Origin of the sequence: Salicibibacter cibi (assembly GCF_016495865.1) — a bacterium.
Taxonomy (GTDB): Bacteria; Bacillota; Bacilli; order Bacillales; family Marinococcaceae; genus Salicibibacter; species Salicibibacter cibi.
The window spans coordinates 843,752-863,365 of record NZ_CP054706.1 but is presented as its reverse complement, the minus strand read 5'-3'; the positions used below and the strand labels follow the sequence as shown (position 1 = coordinate 863,365).

Annotated in this window: 25 protein-coding genes, 8 tRNA genes and 2 pseudogenes; 5 read left to right on the top strand and 30 right to left on the bottom strand. The window is 42.4% G+C overall.

Annotated features, from left to right (window positions below; all coding sequences use genetic code 11):
- Window positions 1-6 precede the first annotated feature (6 nt).
- Entirely contained in the window at window positions 7-117 is a 111-nt protein-coding gene (locus HUG20_RS19910) for an Ada metal-binding domain-containing protein (protein ID WP_200090380.1), read from the bottom strand.
- A 153-nt stretch (window positions 118-270) separates the two neighbouring features.
- Between HUG20_RS19910 and HUG20_RS04300 the strand changes: the two genes are divergently transcribed.
- Window positions 271-1,218 (top strand): arsenic resistance protein, encoded by a 948-nt coding sequence (locus tag HUG20_RS04300; RefSeq protein WP_200088441.1) that lies wholly within the window; start codon window positions 271-273, stop codon window positions 1,216-1,218.
- Between the two features lie 309 nt (window positions 1,219-1,527).
- On the opposite strand, the gene HUG20_RS04295 is transcribed toward HUG20_RS04300, so the two are convergent.
- The 7 genes and pseudogenes from HUG20_RS04295 to HUG20_RS04265 form a co-directional block, all read right to left on the bottom strand.
- Window positions 1,528-1,812: a hypothetical protein gene (locus tag HUG20_RS04295; RefSeq protein ID WP_200088440.1), complete on the bottom strand. Its 285-nt coding sequence runs from the start codon at window positions 1,810-1,812 to the stop codon at window positions 1,528-1,530.
- 157 nt (window positions 1,813-1,969) lie between these two features.
- Window positions 1,970-2,161, bottom strand: a complete 192-nt coding sequence (locus HUG20_RS04290) for a hypothetical protein (RefSeq protein WP_200088439.1) — start codon at window positions 2,159-2,161, stop codon at window positions 1,970-1,972.
- A gap of 558 nt (window positions 2,162-2,719) precedes the next feature.
- Window positions 2,720-3,316 (bottom strand): class I SAM-dependent methyltransferase, encoded by a 597-nt coding sequence (locus HUG20_RS04285; protein ID WP_200088438.1) that lies wholly within the window; start codon window positions 3,314-3,316, stop codon window positions 2,720-2,722.
- A gap of 56 nt (window positions 3,317-3,372) precedes the next feature.
- Entirely contained in the window at window positions 3,373-3,546 is a 174-nt protein-coding gene (locus HUG20_RS04280; RefSeq protein ID WP_200088437.1) for a hypothetical protein, read from the bottom strand.
- A 62-nt stretch (window positions 3,547-3,608) separates the two neighbouring features.
- Window positions 3,609-3,681: pseudogene (locus HUG20_RS19905) on the bottom strand (arsenate reductase/protein-tyrosine-phosphatase family protein); the annotation flags it as partial.
- A 34-nt stretch (window positions 3,682-3,715) separates the two neighbouring features.
- A pseudogene (locus tag HUG20_RS04270) lies at window positions 3,716-5,013 on the bottom strand (arsenic transporter).
- A gap of 15 nt (window positions 5,014-5,028) precedes the next feature.
- Window positions 5,029-5,379: an ArsR/SmtB family transcription factor gene (locus HUG20_RS04265; protein ID WP_200088436.1), complete on the bottom strand. Its 351-nt coding sequence runs from the start codon at window positions 5,377-5,379 to the stop codon at window positions 5,029-5,031.
- Window positions 5,380-5,551: 172 nt separating this feature from the next.
- Here HUG20_RS04265 and HUG20_RS04260 point away from each other — a divergent pair, with 172 nt between their 5' ends.
- The 3 genes from HUG20_RS04260 to HUG20_RS04250 all read left to right on the top strand — a co-directional run bounded on the left by HUG20_RS04260 (window position 5,552) and on the right by HUG20_RS04250 (window position 7,019).
- Window positions 5,552-5,878, top strand: a complete 327-nt coding sequence (locus tag HUG20_RS04260; RefSeq protein ID WP_200088435.1) for an ArsR/SmtB family transcription factor — start codon at window positions 5,552-5,554, stop codon at window positions 5,876-5,878.
- A gap of 90 nt (window positions 5,879-5,968) precedes the next feature.
- Window positions 5,969-6,856, top strand: a complete 888-nt coding sequence (locus HUG20_RS04255) for a permease (protein ID WP_200090379.1) — start codon at window positions 5,969-5,971, stop codon at window positions 6,854-6,856.
- Window positions 6,857-6,869: 13 nt separating this feature from the next.
- Window positions 6,870-7,019 (top strand): alcohol dehydrogenase, encoded by a 150-nt coding sequence (locus HUG20_RS04250; RefSeq protein ID WP_200088434.1) that lies wholly within the window; start codon window positions 6,870-6,872, stop codon window positions 7,017-7,019.
- Between the two features lie 348 nt (window positions 7,020-7,367).
- Here HUG20_RS04250 and HUG20_RS04245 read toward each other — a convergent pair whose 3' ends face one another.
- The 10 genes from HUG20_RS04245 to HUG20_RS04200 all read right to left on the bottom strand — a co-directional run bounded on the left by HUG20_RS04245 (window position 7,368) and on the right by HUG20_RS04200 (window position 9,571).
- Window positions 7,368-7,505 (bottom strand): hypothetical protein, encoded by a 138-nt coding sequence (locus HUG20_RS04245; RefSeq protein ID WP_200088433.1) that lies wholly within the window; start codon window positions 7,503-7,505, stop codon window positions 7,368-7,370.
- A 510-nt stretch (window positions 7,506-8,015) separates the two neighbouring features.
- Window positions 8,016-8,103: transfer RNA gene (locus tag HUG20_RS04240), tRNA-Leu, on the bottom strand.
- A gap of 94 nt (window positions 8,104-8,197) precedes the next feature.
- Window positions 8,198-8,282: transfer RNA gene (locus HUG20_RS04235), tRNA-Leu, on the bottom strand.
- Between the two features lie 38 nt (window positions 8,283-8,320).
- Window positions 8,321-8,395, bottom strand: a tRNA-Gln gene (locus tag HUG20_RS04230).
- Between the two features lie 16 nt (window positions 8,396-8,411).
- Window positions 8,412-8,487: transfer RNA gene (locus tag HUG20_RS04225), tRNA-Asp, on the bottom strand.
- Between the two features lie 54 nt (window positions 8,488-8,541).
- Window positions 8,542-8,617, bottom strand: a tRNA-Val gene (locus HUG20_RS04220).
- Between the two features lie 8 nt (window positions 8,618-8,625).
- A tRNA-Glu gene (locus tag HUG20_RS04215) sits at window positions 8,626-8,700 on the bottom strand.
- A gap of 99 nt (window positions 8,701-8,799) precedes the next feature.
- Window positions 8,800-8,890, bottom strand: a tRNA-Ser gene (locus tag HUG20_RS04210).
- A gap of 2 nt (window positions 8,891-8,892) precedes the next feature.
- Window positions 8,893-8,967 (bottom strand) — tRNA-Asn (locus HUG20_RS04205).
- 154 nt (window positions 8,968-9,121) lie between these two features.
- Window positions 9,122-9,571: a SprT family protein gene (locus HUG20_RS04200; RefSeq protein WP_200088432.1), complete on the bottom strand. Its 450-nt coding sequence runs from the start codon at window positions 9,569-9,571 to the stop codon at window positions 9,122-9,124.
- A gap of 107 nt (window positions 9,572-9,678) precedes the next feature.
- On the opposite strand from HUG20_RS04200, the gene cmpA reads away from it, so the two are divergent.
- Window positions 9,679-9,822 (top strand): cortex morphogenetic protein CmpA, encoded by a 144-nt coding sequence (gene cmpA, locus HUG20_RS04195; RefSeq protein WP_200088431.1) that lies wholly within the window; start codon window positions 9,679-9,681, stop codon window positions 9,820-9,822.
- A 60-nt stretch (window positions 9,823-9,882) separates the two neighbouring features.
- Here the strand turns inward: cmpA and HUG20_RS04190 are convergent, their stop codons facing one another.
- The 12 genes from HUG20_RS04190 to alr form a co-directional block, all read right to left on the bottom strand.
- Window positions 9,883-12,057: a Tex family protein gene (locus tag HUG20_RS04190; RefSeq protein ID WP_425504091.1), complete on the bottom strand. Its 2,175-nt coding sequence runs from the start codon at window positions 12,055-12,057 to the stop codon at window positions 9,883-9,885.
- Between the two features lie 71 nt (window positions 12,058-12,128).
- A complete protein-coding gene (locus HUG20_RS04185) occupies window positions 12,129-12,749 on the bottom strand; it encodes a PP2C family serine/threonine-protein phosphatase (protein ID WP_200088430.1) in 621 nt (206 codons plus the stop codon).
- Window positions 12,749-13,546, bottom strand: coding sequence for an RNA polymerase sigma factor SigB (sigB, locus tag HUG20_RS04180; RefSeq protein ID WP_200088428.1), 798 nt, complete (start codon window positions 13,544-13,546; stop codon window positions 12,749-12,751). Before sigB ends, HUG20_RS04185 begins: the two co-directional genes overlap by 1 nt.
- The gene (gene rsbW, locus HUG20_RS04175; RefSeq protein ID WP_200088426.1) at window positions 13,500-13,988 is read right to left on the bottom strand and encodes an anti-sigma B factor RsbW; all 489 of its coding nucleotides are present in this window, start codon (window positions 13,986-13,988) and stop codon (window positions 13,500-13,502) included. The genes sigB and rsbW overlap by 47 nt, the downstream gene beginning before the upstream one ends.
- Window positions 13,985-14,317, bottom strand: coding sequence for an STAS domain-containing protein (locus HUG20_RS04170; protein WP_200088424.1), 333 nt, complete (start codon window positions 14,315-14,317; stop codon window positions 13,985-13,987). The genes rsbW and HUG20_RS04170 overlap by 4 nt, the downstream gene beginning before the upstream one ends.
- A gap of 116 nt (window positions 14,318-14,433) precedes the next feature.
- A complete protein-coding gene (locus HUG20_RS04165) occupies window positions 14,434-15,444 on the bottom strand; it encodes a PP2C family protein-serine/threonine phosphatase (protein WP_200088422.1) in 1,011 nt (336 codons plus the stop codon).
- Between the two features lie 12 nt (window positions 15,445-15,456).
- Entirely contained in the window at window positions 15,457-15,858 is a 402-nt protein-coding gene (locus HUG20_RS04160) for an anti-sigma regulatory factor (protein ID WP_200088420.1), read from the bottom strand.
- A gap of 2 nt (window positions 15,859-15,860) precedes the next feature.
- On the bottom strand, window positions 15,861-16,217 hold the full coding sequence (locus HUG20_RS04155) for an STAS domain-containing protein (RefSeq protein WP_200088418.1): 357 nt from the start codon (window positions 16,215-16,217) through the stop codon (window positions 15,861-15,863).
- 76 nt (window positions 16,218-16,293) lie between these two features.
- Window positions 16,294-17,145, bottom strand: a complete 852-nt coding sequence (locus HUG20_RS19365) for an STAS domain-containing protein (protein WP_200088416.1) — start codon at window positions 17,143-17,145, stop codon at window positions 16,294-16,296.
- 162 nt (window positions 17,146-17,307) lie between these two features.
- Window positions 17,308-17,445 (bottom strand): hypothetical protein, encoded by a 138-nt coding sequence (locus tag HUG20_RS04145; protein WP_200088414.1) that lies wholly within the window; start codon window positions 17,443-17,445, stop codon window positions 17,308-17,310.
- Window positions 17,446-17,695: 250 nt separating this feature from the next.
- On the bottom strand, window positions 17,696-17,953 hold the full coding sequence (locus HUG20_RS04140; RefSeq protein WP_200090377.1) for a CopG family ribbon-helix-helix protein: 258 nt from the start codon (window positions 17,951-17,953) through the stop codon (window positions 17,696-17,698).
- 306 nt (window positions 17,954-18,259) lie between these two features.
- Window positions 18,260-19,396 carry an alanine racemase gene (gene alr / locus HUG20_RS04135; RefSeq protein WP_246476533.1) on the bottom strand — a complete coding sequence of 379 codons (1,137 nt, stop codon included), beginning with the start codon at window positions 19,394-19,396 and terminating at the stop codon, window positions 18,260-18,262.
- Between the last annotated feature and the right edge of the window lie 218 nt (window positions 19,397-19,614).

Below are 19,614 nucleotides of genomic sequence, written 5' to 3'. Positions count from 1 at the left end.
ATATAGCTACCTTTTAGGATTAGGTGCGCGGTCTGTGCACGAAGACCTACATACAGTTTTGGTCGTATTTAAGGTATAATAAAAATGCCCATCATAATTACTGTCATTATGATGGATCGCCTTTCACTGTTTGTTGTTCAATCGCTCTTCCCTATTTCGAATTCGAAGTCAAGATTGTCAAAGCAATTACAATCCATATCAGTTATCCTGAAAGATATCAATAAGTGAGTCGTACGCACGTACCTCTATTTTTCCGGAAGGGGTATGATCATGAATGTTTTAGAGAAATTTCAAACGCTCGTCATTTTAATCGCCGTAGGAGTCGGACTTTTATTAGGTCAGTTCATCTTTTTTGAACAGAATGCAGCGTTATTTATCATTCCGTTTTTATTAATCATGCTGTATGGGTTATTTTTAGCGATCCCATTAAAAGATTTTAAAGATGCATTTAAAAACATAAGGTTTTTAAGCACAAGTACGATGATCAATTTTATTTGGACGCCATTACTAGCATGGGGGCTTGGCGCTATTTTCCTCGCCGACTATCCTGCATTATGGATAGGATTTATCATGTTCATGGTTACACCGTGTACAGATTGGTATTTAGTTTTCACAAAAATCGCTAAAGGCAACATGCCATTATCGACCTCTGTATTGCCCATCAATTTACTTCTGCAAGTGTTATTGATCCCAGTGTATTTGTTTATCTTTGTAGGTACGATGGAATCTGTTTCCCTTTCAACCGTTATCGAAAGTGTTGTATTGGTTTTAGTCGTACCATTTACCATTGCTCAATTATCGCGTTATTTATTAAAAAACAAGAAAACATTTTTAAACGATAAACTGATTCCTTTTTTCTCTTCGGTCCAAATTATTTTTTTAGCATTAGCCATTACAGCAATGTTTGCTTCAGAAGGATCTTATTTAATGAACAATCTAGAGGTCATTTTAATCTTATTGATTCCAGTCATGCTTTTCTTTTCCATTAACTTTGTTGTGGCACAAACGGTTGGAAAAGCATTGAAGTTTTCTTATGAAGATACAGTGAGTCTAAGTCTGACCATCATTGCACGTAATTCCCCTATTGCTTTGGCGATCGTAATAGCAGCCTTTCCAGATCAACCATTGATTGCGTTGGTCTTGGTGATTGGACCACTCATTGAGTTGCCTATATTAGCGATTGTATCTCGAATCTTGCTTTCATTAAGAGAGAAATGAAGCAATTAAAACAACCAATCCCTCCTTCTCCACAAGCTCAGCGGACTGCCGGAATTCTTCGATTACATCAAAGACAGCATTGCTTTTGAAACGCGTGATAAATCGAATATCGCCGGTTCGAAGTACCGATCAAAGGCGTCATAACTCATTCTAACCGCGATCAGACAAGTACAGGGCATCTTTTCCTTATTTGGGACGATAAGTTGCCCATCGACAGAGGACAGGCAGAGCGGAATGATGGAAGCATCCACAAGATAGATGGGGCTCATCTACCTGTAAATGATAGCGGGGATGAATTTCTCGCTTCATTTAGTTCACCATATCGGAAAATAAGGTCCGGCTCACATCAGCGCCAATGTCACGCAAGCGGCGTGTAGGCTGTGAGCTGCTAATCGAAGAAAGATTCACGCTTGCTTGGAGTTCTTCGCTATTCTTGAGGGTCAACGCTAACTGCTTCGCGTTTGGCATTCGGTAGATCTGTGCATCAATCATCAGAGCAACCAATTTTTCATAGGTACATTTTCTAAAACCTCTTTGATATTTAACGGGGTATATAGCTTCCTTAAATGTGGTTGTTGTGGTAGTCTTGTCCATGTAAACTCCTTATAGCGAGAGATTTGAATTTGGATGTGGACCACCTTCACCTCTCATATAAGGGTTTTTATTGTTTTTGGACAAAAATTCCGATAAAATTTTTCATTGAATTTCGAGTCTTTTTGTTTGATAAATAGTGTTTCTATCTACATTTATACTATTCAACACCAAAATTGCGGAATAAAGAAGCATGAAGGTGATCAGCCTTATCCGTGTGCATCTTCTTTCTTTGCTCACTCATGAAATCATTAATCGCATAAGAATAAGCATAATGTTCAGTAATCCCTGTTTTTTTCAGTAGATTCTCCGCTCGACGTTGAACTTCCATCACACATTCCAGTTGGTCCATCGCTTCTTCTTCCTTTCAATTTACTTTAGATTTTATTATATTAATCCTCACATTAGTTTAAGATCCCTTGATTTATATTACATTTTCATTACATTTACATATCATTTTAAACTATTTTATTACATATGTAAAATTTATCATTTCAAAAGACAGCTCTCAGAGCAAATACTTATTTTCAATTGCCCCTGCCACTTGCTGTTAAAGTCGGGAAAGATGTGATCGAAGAAGGTAGAAATACAATCACCTTATGATAAATTGTTCTCGAATTTCATCGTGACTGTAACGTTTACAAAAGGTTCAGCTTTTTGCTTTCATCCTACCCCTGATTATTGCCGGTTTTTTTACGATCAATCAGCATATAAGCGGCTACCTGTTCATGTTACTATCTGCGGCCGCATTGGACGAATATCAGTTGCAAAAGAAGAAAGAAATGTATGAAAAAATGACTGCGCTTTCCTATCAGTCTCCGTGTTTTTCCTCCGCTGGCTAGTCAAAATCATAAGTGTTCACTTTTATCAACGATAGATTTTGGTGAAGAGCCAACAAACGCGCTCGAAATCACCTTATACTACTGGCTATAAACATTGAGGCATCTTGGTTCATAAAAATACGATTTCCGCTATAAAATGTCTTAATTTTGATGGATTTGAACCCTACCTCGGATAATAGTTTTTTTAAGCTTTCATGCGAAAAACCATTATGAACCCTTGGATGATTCACTTTATTGTTTTTGTCAAAATCAATAATAATTAATTCGCCGCCATTGTTTAAAACGTTATATAATTTTTGTAGAATTTTTTTAGTATCCGGGATATGTAGGAGGACTAGTGACATTAAAATTATGTCTGTCTTAAGATTAGGTGTTTCTTTGATAAAATCTGAACAAATCACCTTGGAGTTTGTAATTCCCCTGCGAAAAATTTTTTCTTCCGCTACCTCCAACATTTGTTTTGATGAATCCACCAACAAAACAGAATCCACCATGTCTGATAACTCTAAACCAATTAGACCAGTTCCACTCCCATAGTCCATGAAAGATTTTGATCTGCTATTTCGTAATTTTGGTTTTACTTCCTTAACTATAACATTGGCTAGTTCAATTCTTTCATCTGTATCATATTTTTTTGCCATCTGTTCAAAAACATTGTTTTCCATACTCTGCTCCTTTAGCCTAGGTATATTTCTTTTCAAACTTCCCTACTTGGTTTGATTTATTCCGCAATATGATCCGATTGCAGAACATATTGACGAACGGTCAATCCTCCTCTCGTAAAACCGGCGCTGCGGGGGCTTGACGCGTCCGTTTCTCGCCATTGCAGCACCGTCCCTCCGTACGTTGCCAGAAGTGCAAGAGTTTTTTGCTTATAGGATGGATTTCCTTGCATCCAACTTTGACAACACCAACGGAAAATGCTTATGTGCCAGTCTTTTTCCGTTATTCAGCAGTCCCTAAATAATGCTTTGCCCAACCTTCTGCAATTTTGGCTTCGACAAGAATTCTTTGTGCAAAGAAAGTAGATCGTTTTTTAGCCATGATGGGTTTTCTCCTTTTCTTTAACCAATTACCATTAACCAGAGATACAGACCGAGTAAGGTGATAAATAAGACAGGTAATGTGATAACAATGCCTGTTTTAAAGTACGTCCACCAGGAAATCTTTACACCTTTTTGGCTAAGCACATGAAGCCACAATAGGGTGGCTAATGATCCGATAGGTGTGATTTTCGGCCCTAGGTCAGAACCAACCACGTTTGCATAAATGAGCGCTTCTTTCATTAATCCGGTTGCCGCCGTTGCATCAATCGCAATGGCGTTAATCATAACTGTTGGCATATTGTTCATGACTGAAGATAGAATAGCTGCTAAAAACCCCATCCCCATCGTTGCGGCAAAGACGCCTTGTTGTGCTACATATTCAAGTCCTCCAGCTAAGAGGTCTGTTAATCCTACATTTTGAAGGCCAAAAACGACGACATACATTCCGATAGAAAAAAAACAATATTCCATGGAGCACCTTTCATCACCGAACGTGTAGCAACGGCGGGACTCTTACTAGCAATCGCTAAGAAAATAAGTGCAATGATCCCCGCGACAATGGATACAGGAATATGCAAAATTTCACTTACAAAGTAACCAACAAGCAGAACCCCTAGTACAAACCATGATAAACGAAACATTTTCCCATCCTGAATAGCTTCTCTTGGTTTTTGTAACTGCTCGTAGTCATACCGCTTGGGAATGCTCTTTCTGAAATACAGATAAAGAACAAGAATACTCGCTCCTAATGCAAAGAAATTCGGGACAATCATACGTGTCGCATATTCCACAAATCCTATCCCAAAGAAGTCTGCCGATACAATATTTACAAGATTACTGACGATCAAAGGAAGCGATGTAGTATCTGCAATAAATCCACTGGCAATAATAAATGGAAAGACCATCTTTTCGTTGAAATTCAGCGAACGAACCATGGCGAGAACGATCGGTGTCAAAATAAGTGCCGCTCCATCATTTGCGAAGAACGCTGCCACAATGGAACCCAAAATACAAACATAGACGAACATAAGCACAGCGTTTCCTTTAGCCGCCCTTGTCATATGTAAAGCTGACCATTCAAAAAAACCAATCTCATCGAGGATCAAAGAAATGATAATCACAGCAATAAACGTTAACGTAGCATTCCACACAATGCTCGTGACTTCAATGACATCACCAAACGAAACAACTCCCAAGAGTAACGCAATGATGGCACCACCACAAGCAGACCAACCAAGATCAAGGTTTTTAGGCTGCCAAATGACTAACACAAGCGTAATGATAAATATCACTGACGCTAAGATGACTGAAAGCAACGCTTGATTCCTCCTTTAACAGCAATCAACAGGGGTTTCTTTCTTTAAAAGTTCCAAATACTGTTGATCATAATCATCAATTTGATCCAAAATAGCTTGAATGACAGCAACTTTCGGTGCAGATCTATCCATGGAATAGAATCGCCATTGCCCACGGCGATCTTCTTCGACAACACCTGCTTGCTTCAACTTACGGATATGTTGACTTACTGCAGGTTGACTGATTTCAAACATATCAACGAACTGACAAACACAGTATTCCTTTTTTGAAATAAGCTTCATCATCAACAACCGTGTAGGGTCACTGATGACTTTTAAAGCGTCAGCCACTTCAGTGGAATTTAACCTTGTATTTAATGTGCTCATATGCATTCTCCTTTTCATAAGCATTATATAACTACCTTATTATATAAGTCAATCGCTATAAACAACTAGTCCTTTTCATCAAATTTTTTTGTTCTAAAGGTTGCATTTTCTTTCTATCAGGCATATAATTCAAGTAAATCAAAAAAAATTGATTTGAAATGAGGCATTGAACATGAAAGAAACCATGGCTACATCAAAAGTTGACCAAGATCAGCTTTTTCAAACATATAAAGGGAAATTTAAAGCCCTTGCGGATGAACTTCGTCTAAAAATCATGTATGAATTGAATCAACGTGGCCAAGTATGTGTTTGTGATCTAACAGACATTGTTGGATTACCACAATCGAAGCTGTCCTATCATTTAAGAATATTACTCGATGCGAATTTGATTCTACAAGAAAAAATCGGCACTTGGAATTACTATCGTTTGAATGAAACCGAAGTTAAAAACTTGTTATCCGAAGAACTCTGCTGTATTTTCTATCCAAATAGCCCCTAATCACTGGGGATTACTTTTTGATTATTTAATCAAAAAAAGTTGATGAAGTAATCGCTTATATATCAAAAAAAATTGATTTATAAGGAGCCAATCATGGATACCTTTTTAAGCTTCCTAAACACCTTTTTCATTCTGTTTTTAGAACTGACCGCTTTGTTTATACTCATTAGTTTTTTGGTCAGTTGGTTACAACAAAAGGTGACAGAAGATCGAGTTAGACGCATCCTTAATCGACCAAATAACTGGATTGGCTATCTCTATGGCGTAGGGTTAGGGTCACTAACCCCCTTTTGTTCTTGTTCAACGATACCAATTTTAGCAGGATTGTTATCTTCTAAAGCTCCCTTTGGACCGTCGATGTCATTTTTAATTGCTTCTCCTCTCTTGAATCCAGTGATCATTATCATGATGTTGACCTTGTTGGGATGGGAATTAACCTTATACTACGCAATCGTCATAACCATTTTTTCTATACTTATTGGTGTTGTATGGAGCGCTTTAGGTCTTGAGCAATCGGTGAAAGAAGTGAGAGTGAGAAAGAAAGGGAGTTCAAACGAAGATCAAAATATTTCCAAATGGAAGTTGGCTCTTCAAGATACATGGACGTTCTTTTATCCTTTATTTCCTTACTTGCTTATCGGCGTTTTTATTGGAGCATTTGTTTATGACGTCGTTCCGCAAGAATTTATTGTTCAATATGCCGGAGGAGATAATCCCTGGACGATTCCCATTGCATCAGTGATCGGGATTCCCATGTATATTCGCGCAGAAACCATATTGCCGATTGCGGGCGCCTTAGTTAGCCAAGGGATGGATTTGGGAGCTGTGATTGCCCTTTTAATCGGCGGTGCCGGGGCGAGTATTCCAGAGGTTATTTTATTAAGCAAATTATTTAAACGAAAATTAGTTGTGGCTTTTGTCGTTTCCATTTTGATTGTTGCTATTGGTACAGGATTTATCGTGCAGATCATCCTATAAAGGAGGTGACCCCATGGCCCAAAAAGAATCTAGCTTGAAGAACTTCTTCTCAAAAGCGAAGCCGACTCAAAAAGATTGTTGCAGTGTAGAAATTGAAGAAGTTGAATCCAGTCAGGAGAACTGCAGTGATTCTACCGATCAACAGAAGAAAAACGCGGAATAACATTGTGAAACGCAATGGATAACGACTGGTTTCGAACCGTGTTCAAGGGGCTTCATTTTAAGAAGTCCCTTGTTTTAGTTGAAAATACAATTGAGTGATCCAGAGATTTTTCGTTCTCCACGATGTAATTCAATCATCTCTCTTTTTCAAAAATAGCAAAAGGAGATGGCTGACCGATTGGACGATCATGCTTAGATAAAACCGAACTCGTGTCGGGCAGTCATACATATCGTAGCCAATTGCGTTCATATGATTCCTTTTTGGTTTTTCGTAAGAGTGTATCAGCAATATCTATGGTGGACATGTTTTGAAGTTCATTGGCGCTTAAATTCAGCCCCTTTTCAGCGATCATTTGCCGCCCAACGTCACGGATATAATCGTACATAATGTGGCCATCGGATGTGCATTGATACGCTGGTAATTCATGGACGGCAACATGTTTAACGGGTGCATCAATAAAATTAATGACATAACGGCCGCAAACAAGTAATCCATCTCCTGTTTCCCATGTATCCGGTTCATCCGGCGTTTGACCATCAACGTCGTTCGTACTTTTTTGACGGAATGTCGTTCTTTTATTTTAACCTCCCTCCTTTAGTTAGGGATTGCTGAACAACTTGCAGCTATCAGCTGAAGCCGCTTCCATGGCTTCGTTTTTCCGCTGAAGTCTCGCTATTGCAGCGTCATCCCTCCGTACGTTGCCCGAAATGCAAGGGTTTTTTTGTTTATAGGATGGATTTCCTTGCATCCAGCTTTGACAACACCAACGGAAAATGCTTATATGCCAGTCTTTTTCCGTTATTCAGCAGTCCCTAAATACCGAACTCCTTGCCAAACCATCATATTCAATACATTTTCGCGCCTGTTCATATTTTTATTATATCAACCACCGTGTCTTAGAATTATGTGAATCGATTATACTTCCTTGGACAAATTTTCTAATCAAAATATAAAAAAACCAACACGCTCAAAGTGTTGGTGTGTCAGTATCTTTATTGGTGCGGTCGAGTGGACTTGAACCACCACGGGATTTAACTCCCACTAGGCCCTCAACCTAGCGCGTCTGCCATTCCGCCACGACCGCAATTATAACAATAGAAAAAAGTCTTAAATCATACTAGTTATATCTTTCGCCAGGCCCTCAACCTAGTGCGTTGTGTCATTTCAATACAATAAAATGGTGCGGGCGGTGGGACTTGAACCCACACGTCGTAAGACACTAGATCCTAAATCTAGCGCGTCTGCCGATTCCGCCACACCCGCTTGTGCAACGTCCCCAGCCGTTCATAAGGGGATATAAATGGCTGGGCCAGCTGGATTCGAACCAGCGCATCTCAGGATCAAAACCTGATGCCTTACCGCTTGGCTATGGCCCAACAATAGAAATAAAGATGGCGGGCCTGACGGGATTCGAACCCGCGATCTCCTGCGTGACAGGCAGGCATGTTAACCGCTACACCACAGGCCCTTGTTTGATAATGTTAATGGGTGTTTCCCTTCCTTCTCATTCGTGAGGAAGACATGGTGGAGGGTGACGGGCTCGAACCGCCGACCCCCTGCTTGTAAGGCAGATGCTCTCCCAACTGAGCTAACCCTCCACTGGAAATGGTGACCCGTGCGGGATTCGAACCCGCGTTACCGCCGTGAAAGGGCGGTGTCTTAACCCCTTGACCAACGGGCCATGACGGATATCAGATGTCGGAGGCCGGATGTCGGATTTAATGTACGAATTGGCAAACCAATTCGATTCATTCCGGCTTCTGACTCCTGTAATCTGGAATGGCGGAGAAGGAGGGATTTGAACCCTCGCGTCGCTTGCGCGACCTACACCCTTAGCAGGGGCGCCTCTTCAGCCACTTGAGTACTTCTCCGCTGGCTCCACAGGCCGGACTCGAACCAGCGACCCATCGGTTAACAGCCGATTGCTCTACCACTGAGCTACTGTGGAATGTGAAATAGGTTTAGTTCGTTTTCGACAAATAAGATAGTACATGAATTCAACGAGCATGTCAACTCATAATTGCAAGCAATTGGAACTATGTATTCCGCTTTAAGCGACCTTTTATAATGTACCATAGGAACGTAGCATCGTCAACGCTCTTTCATGATTTTTTTAGTCTCCCACTGCAAGCCCCGCAAACGTATCGGGCCGTATCCATCGCTCGCTTCCGCGGATAAACATGGCCACAATCTTCACATCGATAGTAATATTTAACCGGCAGCGTTCTTCTCATGCCGGGAACCGTTTGGCAATGCCTGGATCCACCCACTTTTTTTAGCAAGTGTTTAAAATCCCTGTCTCTATGTTGGTAGCCCTTGTCCTCTAAATGAAGATGATAATGACACAATTCATGTTTGATAATCGACTTTAATTCCTCGCGGCCGAAGTGCTCTTCATGTTTGGGGTTTATTTCAATGTTATGGCTTGCAAGCATATAGCGTCCGCCGGTTGTTCTTAAACGTGAATTAAAGCGAATATGATGCCGAAACGGCTTCTTAAAATAAAGGTCGGACAAATTTTCCGTTAATCGTTGCAATTGCTCATCCTTCAATCTTGTTCGTCCTCTCTAAAGCGATAAATCATGCTCAACGTTTACAAGCCTTGCGGCATATAATAAAGGAAAGCCTTTAAGGTCTCATGAACAAGGAGGGATCTCAAGTGCCTTACTGGCTAAAAAAACAATTGGCAAAAGCCTATTTTGAAAAAAACCGCTATGAGATTGTCATGCTTAACCAATGTTGGTTCGCGTATTTGAAACGCAATGCTCCAACAAGCGCTATAACAATGGAAAATACGAAATAAGTCTCTTCATACATGTTATCATCCGAATTCCCGTTTTGGAAGAAAAAAACCTGCGGATGCTCACGCAGGTTTTTTCATCGTCAGTGCAATTCTTCCCTTTTTCAAATCAACATCATCCACCCACACACTAACGATGTCGCCGACAGCGACCACTTCTTGTGGGTGCTTAACGAAACGATTGGCAAGCTTTGAAATATGCACAAGGCCGTCTTCTTTTACTCCAACGTCAATGAATGCACCGAAATCGACGACATTTCGGACGGTCCCTTGGAGCTCCATCCCTTTCTCCAAATCCTCCATTGCCATAACGCCCGTTTTCAACAATGGCTGTGGCAAGTCTTCACGGGGATCACGATTCGGGCGAGCCAGCGCTTCCGCAATATCTTGCAACGTCATTTCTCCAACATCCAATTGTTCCGATACCTCGGAAGTATCAAGCAGCCCTACTTTTTCCTTAATCATAGTTGAACCGAGGGCATTTTCGAAAACGTCCATCTCTTGTAACAATTGTTTGCTAACTGCGTAGCTTTCCGGGTGGATCGGCGTTCGGTCGAGTGGCTCGTCTCCGTCTGAGATTCGCAAAAAACCGGCTGCCTGTTCAAATGTTTTCGCCCCTAAACGAGGTACCTCATTCAATTGCTTTCTCGTATTATACTTTCCGTTGTCTTCACGGTATTTGACAATTTGGTTCGCAACCGTTTTATTCAAACCCGACACATGTTGAAGCAGGCTTTGCGAAGCTGTGTTCACATCGACTCCCACTTGGTTGACCGCCGTCTCAACCACAAAATCCAGGGAACTTCCTAGTGATTTGGCACTGACATCATGTTGATATTGACCGACCCCGATCGATTGGGGATCGATTTTCACAAGCTCGGAAAGAGGATCCTGAAGTCTTCTTGCAATCGAAATGGCACTTCGTTCCTCAACTTCCAACTCGGGGAATTCCTTACGGGCAATGTCTGATGCAGAATAAACACTTGCACCTGCCTCATTAATGATCACATAGGCTGCCTCGGAATCCGATTCGGATAGAAACTCCGAAACAAACAATTCCGTTTCCTGTGAAGCCGTTCCATTCCCGATGGCAATCACCTTACACTGGTACTTTTCCAACAAGGATGCCAGTTCCTTGGCGCTTTTTTCCTTTTCATTTTTCGGAGGTGTGGGATAAAAAACACCCGTTTCCAACATTTTCCCCGTTTCGTCAATAACTGCCCACTTGCAACCGGTACGATAGGCAGGGTCAATGCCGAGAACCATTTTTCCCAAGAACGGCGGTTGCAACAATAATTGTTTTAGGTTATCCGAAAAAACACGAATCGCCCGATCTTCCGCTTTTTCGGTCAATTCATTTCGAATCTCTCGTTCAACTGCCGGGGCAATCAAACGCTTATACCCATCTTTGATCGCCTCTTGAACCATAGGAACAGCTGGCGATCCAAACCGCTTGATGACGAGATTTTCGATTTTATTGATTAAAAATGAAGCGTCTGCATCCACGTTCACTTTTAGAACGTTATCCTTTTCTCCTCGGTTCACCGCTAAAATCCGATGCTCAGGCATCCGGTTTATTCGCTCGGAATACTCATAATACATTTCGTAAGTACCAGCTTCATCTTTTGCGTCTTTTTTGCGTGCGGTCTGCAACTGCCCGTTTTGAAAGGTCAGTTCCCGAATCGTTTGTCGAACGGCCGGATCATCTGCCGTCCATTCCGCGATAATGTTATTCACTCCTTCCAATACAGCGGCACGATCGTTAAGATCCTCCTCCGGATTAATATATGTATCCGCTTCTCGTTCTACGTCAATCTCTCGCGGCAATTGGAATAGACGCGTGGCAAACGGCTCCAACCCTTTTTCTTTGGCAATCGTAGCTTTTGTGCGTCTTTTTTGCTTGTAAGGGCGATAGATATCCTCTACATCTTGTAGCTTGGTCGTTGAATGGACCGCTTCGGCCAAATCATCGGTAAGTTTTCCTTGCTCGTCGATTAAGCGAAGGACCTCTTGCTGTCTATCGTGAAGTTGATTCGCATATTGCCATTGGTCCAGCACTTCCCGAATATTCAGTTCATCCGCATTTCCGGTTTGTTCTTTCCTGTAACGTGCGATAAAAGGAATCGTGTTCCCATCCTCATGCAGATCAATAATGGCTTTCACATATTGTTGTCCCGTTGTTATGCTGTGGGCAATCCGCTCGATCGTCTTTCCTGTATCAATTGTGGCAGTTTCCAACGGCCATCCTCCTTTGTAGATTCAAACTAAACCGGCATACGAAAACCGCTTGTCTACGATCGACAAAACGGTTATTGGCTTTGGATATGCCCGGACACAATCGTTATGTCATCTTTTCGCGCGGTGTCATTAGAGCCAACCATATTTTGCATAAATTCAGAAGGTACTGCGGCGTACTGAACGAAGCAATCTTTCATATTACGCACTTCTGCACCATCGGAATATAAAGCAAATGAAACTTTTGAATCAAACGGATAATTGTATATTTTCGGTGTGATGCGACGTCCCGCAAGAAAACCGGTACCGGGGATTGGACGATAACACTCCCTATCATCAACGTTTAATATACAACCGATGTTTCCGATGTTCCCATATAAGATTCTTTTCGAATCATAATCGATTTTTAAAATCGTCATCACGACGCCCCGTTCTCCACATAGCGCTTCATTACAGGCAGAAAACAAGCCTTCAAGGCTTGTGCCGCCATGTTGTTTTTCAATGGTGTTTACGGCTATAAGAGCCGAACGGTTGGCATTTCCCCCACTCCCGAGGCCATCGGCGATGGCAACGAGAAAGTACCTGTCATTCTCAGTCATGTAGTATGCATCGCCGCATATCGAGTACCCATGTTTTACCTTTTGGTATACGGCGGTTTTTCCATTGAGATGTTCCTTTTCGACAATGTTGACCATCACAGACACTCCGATGGTTCGACGCGGATTGAATCACGCAATTTATGCAGTGCCCGCCGTTGCAAGCGGGAAACGTGCATTTGCGAGATGTCCAGGCGTTCGCCTGTCTCTTTTTGGCTTAGGTTGTCAAAATAGGTACAACGTAAAATTTCTTGTTCGCGGTCGGTGAGTACGGTAAACGCTTTTTCCAAAAGAAGGCGTTGGTCGGTCTTTTCAAAACCATCCTCCGTTGAACCAACGAGGTCCAACAACGTTACTTCGCTTCCTTCGGCATCCGCTTCAATGGAACGATCCACAGAAAGCGCCTGATAGCTTTTGCCCATTTCCATCGTTTCCAACACTTCTTCTTCCGTAACTTCTAAATAAGCGGCGATTTCAGACACTTGTGGCGAACGTTGGTATTCGGTTGTTAACTCTTCCACAGCGTTTTTGATTCTTGGCCCTAATTCTTTTATTCGCCTGGGCACGTGAACGCTCCACGTTTTATCTCTAATAAACCGCTTGATTTCACCTACAATCGTAGGAACCGCAAATGACTCAAATGATCGCTTGTAGGCAGGGTCGAAACGGCGAAGAGCAGCGAGCAAACCGATCATGCCGACTTGATAAAGATCGTCATCGTGGCCTTGGCTTCGGGAGAATTTACGCGCAAGCGATTGGACGAGTGAATCGTAGTGACGGATTAACGCTGTTTGAATCTCCTCTGTCGGATTTTGTTGAAAGCTTTCAATCCATCTATAAATTTGCGCTTCATCGATGTTTGTTGATTGTTTCTGTTTCGATTCCGTTGGTCCCATGCGCTACCCCATCCTTTTGAAAATACTTCTTCATTACAATGGCCACGCCTTTATTTTTTCTGATTTCGACGTCATCCATTAATGTTTCGATAAGGAAAAGGCCTAGGCCGCCTTCATTAAGTTTCTGGATAGGCTCCTCTGGCTTAATCGGACCCCTGTATTTTTTTAGTTCTTCTACATCTACATTTGTCCCATTATCGGCAATTTTGAACTCGACAAATTGATCATGGACATGAAACTGCAGCGAAATTAAACCTTCATCATCGTAAGCGTGATCAACGACATTCGTACAAGCTTCGGCAATCGCGACTTTAATATCCTCAATCTCATCATAAGTGTAACCAACTCGATTCGCAACCCCTGAAACCGTCAGTCTGACAACCCCTACATATTCCGGTTTGGCAGGTACCTTCATTTCAATGAGTTCCTCGCACACAGTCATTTCCCGGCACCCTCCCTTCGCTCCTCAATATCGATCACTTCATCAAGCCCGGTAATCGAAAAAAGTCGTTTCACGCGCTCATTAAGGGATACAAGACGTAGCGTTCCATTATTTTGATCCGTCGATTTCAACGCACCGACGAAAATGCCGAGACCCGTGCTGTCAATGTAATCGACGCCCCCCAAATCAACGGTGACCGATGGCTCCTGTGCCTCGACCAAGGGCATCAATGCTTCTTTTAATTGCGGAGCCGTATAAGCATCAATTTCCCCCGATACGAACATTTTCGTTTCATTGCTCAACGTTTCTGTTTTTACATCCAAGTTCATTTTATTTCCTCCTCTTGATGGATCTTCACGCGATGGTATTTTTATAAATAGATAAATGCATCTAAAATAAAACGGCCCGATAGGCCGTAATTGTTCATACCCAGTATTCTTTTAAGTTAAACGTTTCGCCGTAAAATAATAAGGGTAAAATCATCATGAAGTTGAAAGTCCTGCCATTTTTCCAAGTCTTGATAAACATGGTCAACCATTTCCTGCGCACTTTTATTTTGGTATAAACGAAGGAGTCTCATCAGCTCCTTCCGTTCCAGAAATTCGTCACCTGCCCTGCATTCCGTAACGCCATCAGACAGCAAGACAATATAATCCCCGGGAGAAATCGCCAATTGATACTCTCTGTATTGTGTGTTGCGGGAAATGCCGAGGGCCATCCCTTTGGCGTATAATTCTTCAAATCGGTCTTCATGGGAATTATAATAAAAACCAGGCTCATGACCGGCACCAGAATAAGATAAATGATTTGTACGGAAATCATAAGACGCATACATCATCGTCACAAACATGTGGGCGGCAATGTTTTGCTCGACAGTCCGATTCAAGCTTGCCAACAGTTGGCCCGGTTGCATTAATCCTTCAGGAAGGCTGTCCATCGCGTATTTGATCATTGACATGCAAAGAGCCGCGGGGACCCCTTTTCCGATAACATCGGCAATCGCGATACTGATGCTTTCCTTGTCCGGTTGGATGATATTATAGTAATCCCCATTCATCTTTGAAGCGGGGACACTGATCACTCCTATGTCTAAACCGTCGCTTTGCGGAATCTCCTTGGGCAAAAATGTATCTTGCATATTAGCCGCCACATCGATTTCCGATTCAAGCTCCAGTTGTTTTTGTTTCAGAATTTGGTGCTCGCGATATGCCATTCCGTAACCGATCATCACTTCCAACAAAAACTCGAACGATTTCCGTGTTTCAGGCGACAGATCGGGATACAACTCTTCAATGACTTCAAGATGAATGCTTACAATCTCTTCGGGCGCAATGTCTTCTTCAATAACTTTTTTGCTGAATTGTTGCGCATCATACAGGCTTTGCTCACTTTTTTGATGAAGAAAATTGTAAAGGATATGTTTGTAACTGCTTTGCAGCACTTGATACGCTTCCATCTTCACACCTCCCTACCGGAGCCATTTAATTGCGGTAATAACTGTCCCCTTGCCGGGCTCGGATTCAATATCAAATTCATCCATTAACCGCTTCGCCCCAGGAAGCCCTGCTCCCAGGCCATTTGATGATGAATGGCCATCTGTCATAGCCTCTCCTAAATTTTCAATGCCCGGTCCTTCATCGCGGGAAACAATTTTAATACCTTTTAAACACCCTCGCTCCACAACTTCCAAACCAATCATGCCATTGTCTGTATATAAATATATATTTCGTGCCAACTCCGATATGGCGGTTGCTATTCGAGCCTGATCCACATTGTTGAAACCTACTTCTTTTGAAAGCTCACGGCCGGCTTGACGCGCCGATACGATGCCCCATTCCGTTCCTATTTCAACAGAGGATTGCGTGCGCATGATCAACCCTCCAATTCCTCTTGCAATTTCTCAAGCCCTTGCTCCAAATTTAGTGCTGTAGGAACTCCGCTCAGTGTGACACCCATCTCAACTAATGTAATGGCAACGCTTGGCTGTATACCGGTCAAGACGACTTTCGCACCCATTAGATTGGACATTTCAACAACGTCACCGATTATTTTTGCTATATAGGAATCGATCATCTCAACGGATGTCAAGTCAACGACAATGCCCTCGGAACCTTCTTCATGGATCCGGTTTAATAGATCCTCTTGAAATTGAAGGGCTGTCTGGTCATCCAGTTCTACTTGAATCGAAATCAATAAATACTTCCCTAGTTTTAATATTGGTATTCTCATAATGCATGCCTCCGTACTAGATGTGAAAAGTAAGAGATGGGAGGTGAAAGGTGGGAAATGCAACCGGCATACCTACTCATTTTTCAGAAAAACCAACCTCCGGCTGTTTTATTTTGTCGGTATATGCGCGCGGAACTTCTTTAATCTCGCGATTTGTTATTTCCAAGGCTGCTTCGACGCCCTTTTGTAACGTACTTTTTGTCGAGAAATTGCGTAAATCGATCCCCAAACTGACGATTGTTTGGGCAATTTCAGGCCGTATGCCCACGAGAATGCAATGAACCCCCACAAGCCGCACTGCCTCATATACTTTAATAATATGGTGGGCAACCATCGTATCAACGACCGGCACGCCGGTAATATCAATCAATATCACTTGGGCACGGTTATCGACAATCCCTTGCAATACATTTTCCATGATATGCTGGGCACGCGTGGTATCAATCGTACCAATTAAAGACATCACGCTGACGTCGTCAAATACCGGAATCAGGGGGACGGATAGCTCCTTAAGCGCATGATTTTGTATGTGAATCACGTTTTCCCTCATTTTCGCAGACTCGTCCACCAATTTGCTGATTAAGTCATCCATCCGAGCCTCAAATTCCAAAATACGTTCTTCCGTATATGCTGCGGCCAAATCATTTCTAAGCATGCGCCGAAAAGCATGCAAACCGCGAATAAAATTTCCTAACGATAATTCATGATAGATCATACGTTCGGAAAGTCGCCGTAGTCGTTCTCCTTGCCCTCGCTCTTCGGTGTAGATGTCAGTTAAAATAATATCTATCATTTCAATTTTTAGTTCGTCTGCCAGAACCTCTGAAAGATGCGCATTATTAAATGCAAGTGGATCAATATCTTCTTTCCATCGAGTAATATAGTAATCTCTTCTTTGATGTATAAAATCTAGAACCGAAGAACTCATTCATATGCCTCCCATATTGCAATCTAACCCCGAACATTAGTATATAGATTAATTATTTCATTATTTATACATAAACGCAAACCCTACGTCCATAAAGTTCATGCGTGTCGACGCAAGACAAAAGGGATTCATACTTAGGGATTGCTGAACAACTTGCAGCTATCAGCTGAAGCCGGGATGCCGCTTCCATAGCTTCGCTTTCCGCGGACGAACGGTCGGCCAAGCCATTGCAGCATCATCCCTCCGTACGTTGCCAGAAGTGCAAGGATTTTTTTGTTTACAGGATGGATTTCCTTGCATCTAACTTTGACAACACCAACGGAAAAAATGTTTATGTGATGTGCCAGTTTTTTCCGTTATTCAGCAGTCACTAGTTAGAAAAACTTGGCTTCCGCCAAACTTTTATGGCGAAAGCCTTCGCTGCATTTATGCAGCTAAGAGAGAGTGATTTATACTTTCTTAGCTACCAAAAAAAGTTGCTACCGATCTTCATTGATCGAAGCAACTGTAATCCATAGGGGTCGTCTTATATAAAATGATAAGAGAAAAACTAAAGTTGGACCCCTTTGATATTCGTGTGATGAACCTGCGATTCTGCTTCCTCTTCCAACTGAAACGACTCATCTGCGATGTTCAAATTGATGGTGGCCATCTCAATATAGCCCCTTTGCATGGACTCCCGCACGACCTGTTTACGCTCATGCAAATACTTTGTCGCCGCTTGGTGAATAAAATCACTGCGGTTTAACCCATCGCGTTTTGTCATCCGGTCCACCTCTTGTAATAAATAGTTCGGAAGGCTGATCATAATTTGTCTGCCATTCTCCTGAGACAAGTTGGACACCCCCTGCAAACACCACTCGGACACGTTCTTTGATTACTCTGTACATATAATAGCATCCAGCCCCCCATTTTGCAAAACAGTTTTTCCTCATCTTGCTACCAAAAACTACGGGTTTTATCAGCGTAATTCGACGTGTTTCGAAAAATTCCTGCATAAATCTTAGAAAACTTGGCTTTTCGCCAAGCTTTTATAGCGAAAAGCCTTAGTTGCACTTATCTGCCAAAATTAATCATATTTTTTATGTGCCGTCAATGCTCATTTATGAAGCGTTTACTTATATACACGGGGGATCCTGGCATTCAGGGTACAAGGGATTTCATACGTGATGGTGGAGAGGCGTTCCGATACTTCTTCTATGCTGATTTCTTCACGTTCCTGCTTTCCGATTAACGTTACTTTCGTTCCTACCGGAGCTTTCTCGGGAAGTCTGATCATCATTTGATCCATGCATATTCTGCCAACAATTGGACAGCGCTTCCCTTCCACAAGCACTTCCCCCCCATTTGTCGCATTCGCTCTTAACCATCCATCCCCATAGCCGATCGGCACCGTTCCGATCCATTCTTCTTCGTTTGCTTGATACGTAGCTCCATAACTGATGAAGGTTGCCGGCTGTACTTTTTTTACATGTGTCAATCGGCTATGCAGTGACATTGCCGGTTTTAGAGGAACCGGAATATCCGACGCCGTCTCAACCGCGGGAACAAGGCCGTACATCGAAATGCCAAAACGGATCATATTATAATCATTTCCCGGGTAACGCAAACTCGCAGCACTATTGCTGTAATGAACATATGGGATGTGTCCGGCTGCTTCTTTCGCCAAAAGAACAAACGATTGAAACGCTTTTAATTGCCGGGACAAATAATCGCTTCCCCATTCATCTGCGGTTGCCAGGTGCGTAAAAATTCCGGTCATCTCAAACCTTTTGTCTTGCTTCAATAGCTTTATCATGTTCAGCAACGTCTGTTCATCCGTTAATCCAATTCTCCCCATCCCCGTATCACATTTAAGATGCACATGCAGCGGTGGATCCGGATCAAGATAGCTCCCCGCCTCCGCTAGCCACTCTTGTTGAAAAGCCGTAACTGCAATACGGTATCGTTGGGCAACAGATGCATCTTGGGGATGAATAGGACCGAGTATTAATATTGGGACATCTATACCTGCTTCCCTTAGTTCCAGCGCTTCTTCCAAAAGAGCCACACCAACCCATTCCGCCCCTGATTCGATCGCCGTTCGGGCAACGGTTATCGCTCCATGGCCATAACCATCCGCTTTTACTACTGCCATTACGTGAACATCCGGATGATGAAGCGTTTTAACTGCTTTCACGTTGTCTGCTATTGCGTTTACATCGACTTCTATCCATGTGTCTCGATACGAATTGACCTTATAAGTGTCCACAATGATATCTCCTTGTTTACCGATCTGTTCATTGTTTATTATTGGACGCTTTATCATCGATGTCAAGGTATCTTTTTATTATAGAGTAGGATAACCTTTCTCAAGGCTACCTCCGGGTAGAATGGCCACCCATTGGTGCCCTAAACCCCCTCAGAACCTGGCGTGCAGATTTCCCGCACCAGGCTCTTCAGAAATGGTTTTACAGCATTGCGTAGAAT